The following is a 10728-nucleotide window of genomic DNA, read 5'->3' on the forward strand; positions in this document are numbered from 1 at the left end:
GACCGGCCGGGCGGCCGCGCCGACCCGGCCGGGCCCGGGGCGGGCGACGCCGCGCCGACGGACGACGAGGCGCCGCAGCCGGACGACCGCGCCCTGCTCGGCGGCGGTCGCGTGGGGCTGTTCGGCGAGTCGCTCACCGTCGGTCTGGCCGTCTCCGTGCTCTCGCTGCCGGTCGTCACTGCTCTGCCCGCCCTCGCGGCAGGCGTCGCGCACGTGCGGCGGCACCTGTCCGGTCGTCCGGACACCTTGCGCGACCTGTGGGACGACTTCCGGCTCGCGTGCCGAGGCGTCTGGCTCGTGTCGGTCGGCGCCGTCGCGCTGCTGATCCTGCTCGCGTTCAACGTGAGCCTCGCCGGCACCGGTGCGCTGCCCGGCGGGACGGGCGTGCGGGTCGTGTCGGTCGTCGCCGCCGTGACCCTGCTCGTCGCCCTGCTGCGTGCCGCGGCGGGGTGGACGCCGGGGGCGTCGTGGCGGGTCGTGCTGCGCGACGCCGGTCGTCGCACGGGCGACGACCTCACGGGGTCGGGCCTGCTGGTCCTGGCCCTGGGGCTGTGCGGCGTGATCGTCTGGATGCTGCCGCCGCTCGCGGTCATCGTGCCGGGCCTGCTGGCCCTGGCGACGGTCGCGGTCGAGCACCGCGCGACGACCCGCCCCTGACGTCCGCTCACCGGCCCACCCCTCGCCGCCCGGCTGCCCCGCGCCGCTCACCGGCCCACCCGCCCACGCACCTCGCCGAGATCGGTACGTCGAACCGAGATCGGTACCTGCAGGTCACGATCTCGGTCGGAAGTGCCGATCTCGGCGTGCCGGGGCGGTGGTGGTCGGGTACGGGAGAGCCCCGCCGGGCGGGGCTCGGCGGGGCTCTCGCGTCGTGCGGACGAGTGGGGTCAGGCGCGCGTGACCGTCGTCGGGAGGGCGAGCCACGACTCCGGGGCCAGGGTGAGCGTCGTGCGGCCCGGCTCGGCGGCCGTGACCGGGGCGTCGACCTCGGCGACGTGCTCCGCGATGGTGCGGGCGGCGTGGTCCGGACCCTCGACCGCGGCCTCGTGGTCGGCCGTGACCTGGACGCCGCGGGCCAGCGTCAGCGCGACGCCGGGGTGCGACAGGTCGACCTCGACGGGCTCCGCGGACCGGTTGACCAGGAAGACCGCGCCCTCGGTGCCGTCGAGCGTCGCGGCCGCGGTGACGAGCGGGACGTCGCCGTGCTGCTTCGTCGTGACGGTCGGGGCCGTGACGCGCAGGTCCAGGGCGGTGCCGCGGGCCAGGCGCGCGGTCGCCGCGAACGGGTGGAACGTCGGCTGGCGCCAGGCCGGGCCGTCGGGCTCGGTCATGATCGGCGCGATGACGTTGACGAGCTGCGCGAGGCACGCGACCGGCACGCGGTCCGCGTGGTTGAGCAGCGTGACGAGCAGGTCGCCGACGACGACGGCGTCGAGCGCCGAGTAGACGTCCTCGATGATGCGCGGGGCGTCCTTCTGCAGCGGCAGGTTCTTCTCCCCGACGAAGCGGGACTGCAGGTACCAGACGTTCCACTCGTCGAACGAGATGGTGATCGCCTTGTCGGAGCGGCGGCGCGCGCCGACGGCGTCGGCGGACGACACGACGCGGCGGATGAACCGGTCCATCGCGGTGCCGGAGCCGAGGAACGACGCGCGGTCGCCGTCGAGCTCCTCGTAGTAGGCGTGCATCGAGATGTGGTCGACGACGTCCCACGTGTGCTCGAGGACGGTCCGCTCCCACTCGCCGAACGTGTCCATCTGCATCGACGACGAGCCGCACGCGACGAGCTCGATGGTCGGGTCGACGAGCTTCATGGCCTTGCCGGCCTCGGCGGCGAGCTTGCCGTACTCGTCGGCGGTCTTGTGGCCGATCTGCCAGGGGCCGTCCATCTCGTTGCCGAGGCACCACAGGCGCACGCCGTAGGGCTTCTCGCGGCCGTTGGCGATGCGCAGGTCGGCCCAGCGGGAGCCGGCCTCGCCGTTGCAGTACTCGACGAGCGCGGCGGCGGCGGCGACGCCGCGGGTGCCGAGGTTCACCGCCATCATCGGCTCGATGCCCTCGCGCTCGGCCCACTGGAGGAACTCGTCGGTGCCGATGGTGTTGGGCTCGATCGTGCGCCAGGCCAGGTCGATGAACGGCTTGCGCTCCTCGACGGGGCCGACGCCGTCCTCCCAGTTGTAGTTCGAGACGAAGTTGCCGCCGGGGTAGCGGGCCATGGTGACGCCGAGCTCGCGCGTGAGGTCGGCGACGTCGCGGCGGAAGCCGTGCTCGTCGGCGGTCTCGTGGCCGGGCTCGTAGATGCCGGTGTAGACGGCGCGGCCGAGGTGCTCGACGAACGAGCCGAAGACGCGACGGTCGATCTGGCCGACGCGGAAGTCGGGGTGGAGCAGGACGGTGGCGCGCTGGGTCATCGGATCTCCATCTGGTGCGCCCGACGGCGTCGTCGGGCTTTCGTGCAACGTTGTAGAAGCGAGCCTAACCCCGCCCGGCGCGCGGAGGGAAGTCCGGCGGGACGATCGGATGGATCGATTCGACCGGCGGTCCGCGCCGCCGCGCTGCGTGGCGTGGAAGGTTCGTCGCGCCGGGCGCGACAGGTCTTCCACGCCAACGCTCGTCGCCGACGCGCGGGGGGTGGGACGGGCGGCAGGGCGGGGTCGGGCCCGGTGGGCGGTGCGGCGGCGGGAGTGGTCCAGACCCTGGCGAGCGAGACGTCGCCGACATAGGCTAGGCCTCACGGAACGCGCTTTCCCGACACCGGTGCGACGTCGCGCCGAGGAGCAGAGGATCTTCGTGGTCGACCAGAACCCCACCGCCCCCCGCCCGGCCTCCAGCGCCAGCACCGTCGCGTCCGCTGGGGTCGTCCCCGACTTCGCCCCCGCACCCGCGGGCGAGCAGCGCCGGTTCGCGGTCGCGGGCACCGGGCACCGGGCCGGGATGTACGTCGGCGCGATCACCGGCGAGCACGCCGACGTCGCCACCCTCGTCGCCTGGCTCGACCCCAACCCGGGGCGCATCGACTACTACGACGCCGAGGTCGGCCGCGCCCTCGGGCAGGGCGGACCCGCCGGGCTCCCGCGGTTCACCCCCGAGGGCCTCGAGAAGATGATCGAGGAGCAGCGCGTCGACACCGTGATCGTCACGGCCCCCGACCACGCCCACGCCGACCTCGTCGCGCGCGCCCTCGCCGCCGGCGCCGACGTCGTCGTCGAGAAGCCGCTGACCACCGACCGCGCGGGCTGCCGCCGCATCACCGGGGCCGTCGCCGACACCGGCCGCGACGTCACCATGACGTTCAACTACCGGTACGCGCCGCGGAACTCCTCGCTGCGGCAGGTCGTCCAGTCCGGGCAGATCGGCCAGGTCACGAGCGTGCACTTCGAGTGGGCGCTCGACACCGTGCACGGCGCCGACTACTTCCGCCGCTGGCACCGCGAGAAGAAGAACTCCGGCGGCCTGCTCGTGCACAAGTCCAGCCACCACTTCGACCTCGTCAACTGGTGGCTCGACGACGTCCCCGCCCGCGTCTACGCCTCCGGCGGGCTGCGGTTCTACGGGGACCGCGCCGCCGCCTCGCGCGGCCTCGGCCCGCGGCCCGCGCGCGGCACCGGCGCCGTCGGCGACCCGTTCGCGCTCGACCTGCACGACGACCCGCGGCTCCAGGCCCTCTACCTCGACGCCGAGCACCACGACGGCTACCTGCGCGACCAGGACGTCTTCGGCCCCGGCATCACGATCGAGGACAACATGTCGCTCGTCGTCGACTACCGCGGCGGCGCGACCCTGACCTACTCGCTCAACGCGCACAGCCCGTGGGAGGGGTACCGGGTCACCGTCAACGGGACCGAGGGACGCGCGGAGCTCGAGGTCGTCGAGCGCGGGTCCGTCGTGCTCAGCGGCGACGGCAAGCCCGTCCTCGACCCGTCCGCCAACCCCGACGGCGTCGTCGGCGACACCGTGCGCCCCGAGGGCGAGCGGCTGCTCGTCCAGCGGCACTGGGAGCGCGCGACCGAGTACGAGATCCCCGCGGGCATCGGCGGGCACGGCGGCGGCGACGCGATCCTGCTCAAGGACGTCTTCCGTCGGCACCTGCGGGTGTCGCAGGACGAGCTCGGTCGACCCGCCGGGTACCTCGACGGCCTGCGCGCCGTCGCGGTCGGCATCGCCGCCAACCAGTCGCTCGTCACCGGCCTGCCCGTCCGTGTCGACGACCTCGACCTCGGCGTCGACCTCGCCCGGGAGGCCACCGCGTGACGGCCCGGCTGCCGCGGCTCGACCCCCGCCCCGCCGTCACCGCCCGGCACGACGTCGGCCGCGCGCTCGACGTGCACGCCGGTGGCGTCGCGCTCGCCCGGTACGTCTACGTGCCCGACGACGCCCAGCTCGAGAGCCCCCGCCCCTACGTCCACCCGCTGCGCACGCGCGGCGGCGACCTGGTCACCGCGTTCCGCCCCTGGGACCACGTGTGGCACAAGGGCGTCGCCTGGTCGCTGCCCGTGGTCGGCGAGCACAACTTCTGGGGCGGCCCGACGTACGTGCACGGGCAGGGGTACGTGCAGCTCGACAACGACGGGTCGATGGACCACCAGGACGTCGTGGCGCTCGACGTCGGCACAGACCGGGTCGACCTCGTCCACACCCTCGCGTGGCACACGCAGGCCCGCGAGCACGTCGTCGACGAGCGCCGGACGCTCGGGTTCGTCGTCCCTGCCGACCGGTCCGACGCGTGGGTCCTGACGTTCACGACGACCATGACGAACGTCTCGCCGCACGACCTGGCCATCGGGTCGCCCACCACGCGCGGACGTGAGAACGCCGGGTACGGCGGGCTGTTCTGGCGCGGGCCGCGGTCGTTCACCGACGGCGTGCTCGTCGCGCCCGGCGGGGTGGGCGGCGAGGAGCTGCGCGGGACGCGGCAGCCGTGGCTCGGGCTCGTCGGGCGGCACGACGACGTGGGGCGGTCGTCGACCGTGGTGATGGTCGACGGGTCGGCGGGGTCGGCGGGGGCGACGGGGTCGGCTGGCTCGGCGGGGTCGGACGGGTCCGTGGGGCCCGCGGACGGCGACGGGCCGCAGTGGTTCGCCCGGACCGAGCACTTCGGGTGCCTCAACCCCGCGCCGTTCTTCTCGACCGAGGTGCCTTTCGGGCCCGGGGACGCGCTGACGTTCCGGTACGCGGTCGTCGTCGCGGACGGTGCCGCCAACGTCGAGCGGGCCGCGGACCTCGCGGCGCTGGGGCGGGCGGCGGTGGCAGGGTCGGGGTCGTGAGCCTGCTGCCCGGCGGGGTGTCCCTCAGCCACCTGCGCGTGTACGACTGGCCCGCGCCCGACGGTGTCGGGCGGGCCGGGTCGGGGTCGCCGCACCTGCACACCGTGTCGGCGGAGGCGTACGTCGTCCTGTCCGGGCGGGGTGCGGTGCACACGCTCGGACCCGGCGGGTTCGCCGAGCAGCCGCTCGGCCCGGGCGACGTCGTGCGGTTCGACCCGGGGGTCGTGCACCGCGCCGTCAACGACGGCGACCTCGAGGTCCTCGTCGTCATGGGCAACGCGGGTCTCCCCGAGGCGGGCGACGCGATCCTCACGTTCCCCGCCGACGTCCTGGCCGACCCCGCCGCGTACCGCGCGGCCGCCCTGCTGCCGGGCCCGGGGGCGACGGACGACGAGCTCGCCGCGGCGGCCCGCCGCCGTCGCGACCTGGCGCTGGAGGGGTACGCCGAGCTGCTCGCGGCGGCGACCCGGGTCGGCCCGGCCGAGGCCCTGCGACCCCTGCACGAGGCCGCCGCCCGCCTGGTCCGCCCGTACGTCCCGCACTGGCAGGACCGCTGGACCCGCACCGTCCTGCACGAGACCGACGCGACGGCCGGGGCGCTCGAGAAGCTGGTCCGGGGCGTCGCGGGCCACCTCGCGACGGCCCGCGTGTCGACCGCCCGCCCCGACCCGGCACCCCGCCGCTACGGCATGTGCGGGCGCCTCCAGACCTGGCCCCTGGGTTAGCCGGGCCGGTACGGGCGACCACCAGGGCGCGGCGCGTGACGCCGGCGCACCCCGGCCGTCGGCAGGGCTGCGGGCCGCGGGTCGTCAGGGGAGGCGGCGGGCGCGGAGGACCGCGTCGTGCAGGACGACCGGGCGGCCGTCGGGGTCGGTGGCCTCGTGCGCGCGGGCGTCGACCGTGACGACCTCCCACTGCGCCGGGTCGAGCAGGGCGGCGATCTCGTCGGCGTCGGTGAACAGCTCGGGGACGTCGGGGCGGGGCATCGTCGTCCGGAGGTCCCGCGCGTGGTGGCCGACGACCAGCAGCGTCCCGCCAGGGGAGACGAACGACGCCATCCGGCGGACGGCGGCCGTCCGCAGGTCGGGCGGGAGGTGCAGGTAGTGCGACGTCACGAGGTCGTACGTCTCGTCGCCCCAGCCCGTGCCGTCGACGATGTCGGCCTGCCGCCACACGACGCGGTCGGCGACGCCGCGTTCGGCCGCGGCCGCCTCGCCGCGGGCCAGCCCGGCGGCGGCCCAGTCGGTCGCGGTCACGTGCCAGCCCTGCTCCGCGAGCCACAGGGCGTCGCCGCCCTCCCCGGCCGCGACGTCGAGCGCGCGTCCCGGCGGTAGGTCGCGGGTCTCCTGGACGAGCGTGTCGTTGGGGCGCCCCGACCAGGTGGGTGCCGGGCCGCTGTAGCGCTCCTCCCAGAACTCCGGCTCGAACATCCCCGCGAGCTCCTCGGGCAGGTCGACGCCGTGCACGGTGCGCCGCCCACCGGCAGCGGCCGCGTCCGCAGGTGTGTGCCCGCCGTGCGTGTGCCCACCGTGCCTGCCGTGCTCGGCGTGGGCGGCGTGCGCCGTGCTCGCGGTGGCCGCGAGGCGGTGCGCGTCGACGGCGGCGTCGGCGTCGCGCGCGACGAGGTCGGCGTTGATCATGGCGCCCACCATGACGCCGGCGGCGGCGGCCACGACGACCGTCGCGCGCAGGTCGGTGACGTTCCCCGCGACCCACACGCCGGGCAGGGCCGTCGCGCCGTCGGGTCCGGCCGGGACGGCACGCCCGATCTCCTGGCCCGCCATCTCCAGGGGCACCGGGTGCAGGCCGAGCGGGGCGAGGTGCTCGGCGCGCGCGACCATGCGCGTCCCGGTGACGACGGCCGCGGCGGGCACGGCGGTGCCGTCGGCGAGGTGCACGGTGAGGTCCCCGCTCGGGCCGTCGACGGCGACGGCGGTCGTGTCGAGGACGCGGACGCCGCGGGCGGCGAGGCGCTCGGCGTCCTCGGGCGCCAGGGGCGGGGCGGTGTGCCGGACGAGCGTGACGTCGTCGGTCCACTGCCGCCACAGCTGCGCGGCGTGCGCGGCGAGGGGGTTCGTCCCCAGGATCACGACGGCCCGGTCCCGCACCTCCCACCCGTGGCAGTACGGGCAGTGCAGGACGTCGGTGCCCCACCGCTGCGCGAGGCCGGGGACGTCGGGCAGCTCGTCGCGCAGGCCCGTCGCGGACAGGACCGCGCGGGCGACGACCGACCGGCCGTCGGCGAGCTCGACGGTGAACGCGCCGTCCTCGTGGTGCACGGCGAGGACCTCCCCGCGCTCGACGTGCGCGCCGTAGCCCTCGACCTCGGCGCGGCCCGCGGCGAGCAGGTCGAGCGGCGGGGTGCCGTCGCGGGTGAGCAGCCCGTGGGCGTGGGCCGCGGGGGCGTTGCGCGGGTCGCCGGCGTCGACGACGAGGACGGACCTGCGGGCGCGGGCGAGCGTGAGCGCCCCGCTGAGCCCCGCGGCGCCGCCGCCGACCACCACCACGTCGTACCGCTCGTCCATGCGTCCTCCTCCGTCGTCGTCCGTGCTCGACCACTGTCGCGCCGACGCCGCCTGGCTGGCAAACGGTGTTGCCGTCCCGGCAAACTGAGGTCATGCGCCCCGACCCCGACCCCGACCGCCGCGCACCCGGCCCCGACCGCGGCCGAGCCCCGGACCGACGCCGAGCCCCCGGCCACGGCCGTGCGTCCGAGCCGGACGGTCGCCGGCCTCACGACCCCGACCACCGCGGCCACCACGACGACGAGCCCGACGACGCCCGCCCCGCGGACATCACCGCCGCGCTCGACGCCGTCGGCGGGCGGCTGCGCGCGCTGCGCCAGGAGCGCGGCCTGACGCTCGCGCAGGTCGCCGACGCGACCGGCGTCTCCCTCTCGACGCTGTCCCGGCTGGAGTCGGGCGGGCGCCGTCCGACGCTCGAGCTGCTGCTCCCGCTGGCCCGGGAGTACCAGGTGCCGCTCGACGAGCTCGTCGACGCACCCGCGACCGGCGACCCCCGGGTCTACGCGCGCCCGTTCCAGCGGCACGGCCGCACGTTCGTGCCGCTGACCCGGCGGCCGGGCGGGGTCCGGTCGTACAAGGTCGTGATCCCGGCGGACCCGACCCCCGTGACGCCGGAGCTGCAGGTCCACGAGGGCTGGGAGTGGCTGTACGTCCTGTCCGGGCGGCTGCGGCTGGTGCTCGGCCCGCACGACCTGCGGCTCGGCCCGGGCGAGGTCGCGGAGTTCGACACCCGCACCCCGCACGCGATCCTCAACCCCGGCCCGGACCCCGTCGAGCTGCTCACGCTGTTCGGCCCGCAGGGTGAGCGCCTGCACGTCCGCGCCCAGCAGCGCCGCTCGACGACGACGGGCGACGCGACGACCTGACGCCCCGCCGCGCACGCTGTCTCCGACCACACCCGTCGTGCGCGGCCCCCGGACCACGCCCGCGGGGCACGCGGCGGCCGAGCACGCACCACGCCCTGGGCCGTCAGCCGCTGCCGGACGGTCCGCGACGTGCCGCAGCGCACGATCTCGCCGACGTCGGACACGGGCCATCGGGCCTGTGCTCACTTGGCGCGGTCGTAGCTCTCGACGACCGACACGTTGAGCGCGAACTCGACGGGCGTCGCGCCGAACAGCAGCCGCCCCGCCTCGACGGCCGCGTCGCGCACGACGTCGGCCACCTGGTCGGCGACGTCGGCGGGGGAGTGCACCATGACCTCGTCGTGCAGGAAGAACACGAGGTGCGGACGGCCCTCGACGTCGCGGAGCCGGCGGCGCAGGGCGGCCATCCAGCACAGCGCCCACTCGGCGGCGGTGCCCTGGACGACGAAGTTCCGCGTGAACCGGCCCCAGTCGCGGGCCCGGCGGCGCACCATCCGGACGTCGTCGGCGGCGGCACCCTCGCCCGACGCTGCCCGCAGCTCGTCCTGCCACGCGGCGTCGGGCGCGGGCGACGACCGGCCCAGCCACGTCGTGACGACCTCGCCCCGCTCACCGGCCCGCGCGGCGGCCTCGACCAGGGCGACGGCCTGCGGGTACGCGCGCGTGAGCTGCGGCATGAGGGCGGCGCTGGCACCGGTCGTCGCGCCGTAGATCGCGCCGAGCATCGCGTACTTCGCGTCGGACCGGGTCGCGACGATCCCCGCGTCGACGACGCCCTGGTACAGGTCGGCCTGCCGGCCCGCGGCGGCCATCGCGGCGTCGCGGGACATCGCGGCGAGCACGCGCGGCTCGAGCTGCGCGGCGTCGGCGACGACGAGCCGCCACCCGGGGTCGGCGCGCACCGCACCGCGGATCGCGGCGGGGAGCTGCAGCGCACCGCCCCCGTTGGTCGCCCACCGCCCGGAGACGACGCCGCCGGGCACGTACTCGGGCCGGAACCGGCCGTCGTGGATCCACGTGTCCATCCACGCCCAGCCGTTCGCGGACAGCAGGCGCGACAGGGTCTTGTACTCCAGCAGCGCGTCGCGGACCGGGTGGTCGATCTCGCGGATCTCCCACTTGCTCGTCGAGGACACGTCGAAGCCGGCGAGCCGCAGGCCGCGCAGCAGGTCCGGCTGCGAGTCGGGGTTGAGCGTCGGCTGCACGAGCGCGGTCCGGATCTGCTCGGTCAGCGCCTCCAGTCGGGCGGGCCTCCCACCGGTGCGCGGTCGTGCCCCGAGCAGCCCGGTGAGGATCGCGTCGTGCGCGGCGACGTCCCACGGCATGCCGTCGTGCCGCATCTCCTGCGCGATGAGGCCGCCGGTCGACTCGGCGGCGAGCAGCAGCCGGAGCCGTCCCGGCTCGGTCGCGCCCGTGACCGCCGCGAGCTGACGGGTGAGCTCGCCGGGGACGTCGAGCGGGGCGTCGTCCGTCGGGGGTGGCGCCACGGGCGCGCCGGGGTCGTCGAGCAGCGTGAGCTCGTCCAGCAGGTCGGGCTCCGCGGGCGGCGGCTCGTCGGGGCGGCGGTGGTCCCACGGTCCGCGCGGCGCCCGTGCGAGGTCGGACGTGGCGCTGTAGGCGCTGTGCCGCAGGATCGTGTGGCACAGGCGCAGGTCGTGGCACCGCTCGACGCGGACCCCGGCGCGCAGCAGCGGCGGGTACCGGCGCGCGGTGTCGTCCCACACCCAGCGCGGGTGGTCGACCTCCAGCCGGGCGACGGCCGCCGGGAGGTCGCGGGCCGCGACGGCCTCGGTCGCCGGGTCGACGAGCCCGTCGTCCGACGCGTGCCGCAGCAGGACGCCACCCGCCCGCGCGGGGTCGTCCTCGAGCAGCACGTAGGGCACGGCCCATTGTCCGACGTGCCACCCACACGGCCGGGCCGCCGCCCGGCCGTGTGACCGCAGGACGCGCGGGGCCCACGGCCGGGCCACCGCCTGGCCGTGTCACCGGAGGGCGCGCCGGTCGCGCGGGGTGTGCCGGGTCGTGCGGGACCGGCGGGCACCGTGACGGGGTCGCGGGGGGGGGGGGGGGGGG

General features: G+C 76.3%; 8 protein-coding genes. 5 read left to right on the plus strand and 3 right to left on the minus strand.

Annotated features, from left to right (window positions below; genetic code table 11):
* Positions 1-657 (plus strand): YesL family protein (locus tag CBZ_RS09925; protein ID WP_246013231.1); only part of this gene is annotated, 657 nt, incomplete at its 5' end.
* Between the two features lie 230 nt (positions 658-887).
* Here CBZ_RS09925 and arfA read toward each other — a convergent pair.
* Positions 888-2411 (minus strand): arabinosylfuranosidase ArfA, encoded by a 1524-nt coding sequence (gene arfA / locus CBZ_RS09930; protein ID WP_130781402.1) that lies wholly within the window; start codon positions 2409-2411, stop codon positions 888-890.
* A gap of 379 nt (positions 2412-2790) precedes the next feature.
* Between arfA and CBZ_RS09935 the strand changes: the two genes are divergently transcribed.
* From CBZ_RS09935 to CBZ_RS09945, 3 genes are read left to right on the plus strand one after another with little or no spacing between them, the layout of a single operon-like run.
* Positions 2791-4251: a Gfo/Idh/MocA family protein gene (locus CBZ_RS09935; protein ID WP_130781408.1), complete on the plus strand. Its 1461-nt coding sequence runs from the start codon at positions 2791-2793 to the stop codon at positions 4249-4251.
* Positions 4248-5264: a DUF6807 domain-containing protein gene (locus CBZ_RS09940; protein ID WP_130781403.1), complete on the plus strand. Its 1017-nt coding sequence runs from the start codon at positions 4248-4250 to the stop codon at positions 5262-5264. The genes CBZ_RS09935 and CBZ_RS09940 overlap by 4 nt, the downstream gene beginning before the upstream one ends.
* Positions 5261-5989 (plus strand): cupin domain-containing protein, encoded by a 729-nt coding sequence (locus CBZ_RS09945; protein WP_130781404.1) that lies wholly within the window; start codon positions 5261-5263, stop codon positions 5987-5989. Before CBZ_RS09940 ends, CBZ_RS09945 begins: the two co-directional genes overlap by 4 nt.
* A gap of 84 nt (positions 5990-6073) precedes the next feature.
* On the opposite strand, the gene CBZ_RS09950 is transcribed toward CBZ_RS09945, so the two are convergent.
* Positions 6074-7789, minus strand: a complete 1716-nt coding sequence (locus tag CBZ_RS09950) for a bifunctional NAD(P)/FAD-dependent oxidoreductase/class I SAM-dependent methyltransferase (protein WP_130781405.1) — start codon at positions 7787-7789, stop codon at positions 6074-6076.
* Between the two features lie 269 nt (positions 7790-8058).
* On the opposite strand from CBZ_RS09950, the gene CBZ_RS09960 reads away from it, so the two are divergent.
* Positions 8059-8655, plus strand: a complete 597-nt coding sequence (locus tag CBZ_RS09960) for a helix-turn-helix domain-containing protein (RefSeq protein WP_130781409.1) — start codon at positions 8059-8061, stop codon at positions 8653-8655.
* 182 nt (positions 8656-8837) lie between these two features.
* Here the strand turns inward: CBZ_RS09960 and CBZ_RS09965 are convergent, their stop codons facing one another.
* Entirely contained in the window at positions 8838-10538 is a 1701-nt protein-coding gene (locus CBZ_RS09965; RefSeq protein ID WP_130781406.1) for a bifunctional 3'-5' exonuclease/DNA polymerase, read from the minus strand.
* Positions 10539-10728: the final 190 nt, after the last annotated feature.

The sequence above is a fragment of the Cellulomonas biazotea genome (genome assembly GCF_004306155.1).
GTDB lineage: Bacteria > Actinomycetota > Actinomycetes > Actinomycetales > Cellulomonadaceae > Cellulomonas > Cellulomonas biazotea.

Coding starts and splice junctions, on each gene's coding strand:
- arfA (WP_130781402.1), bottom strand. CDS start 2,411: ATGACCCAGCGCGCCACCGTCCTGCTCCACCCCGACTTCCGCGTCGGC.
- CBZ_RS09950 (WP_130781405.1), bottom strand. CDS start 7,789: ATGGACGAGCGGTACGACGTGGTGGTGGTCGGCGGCGGCGCCGCGGGG.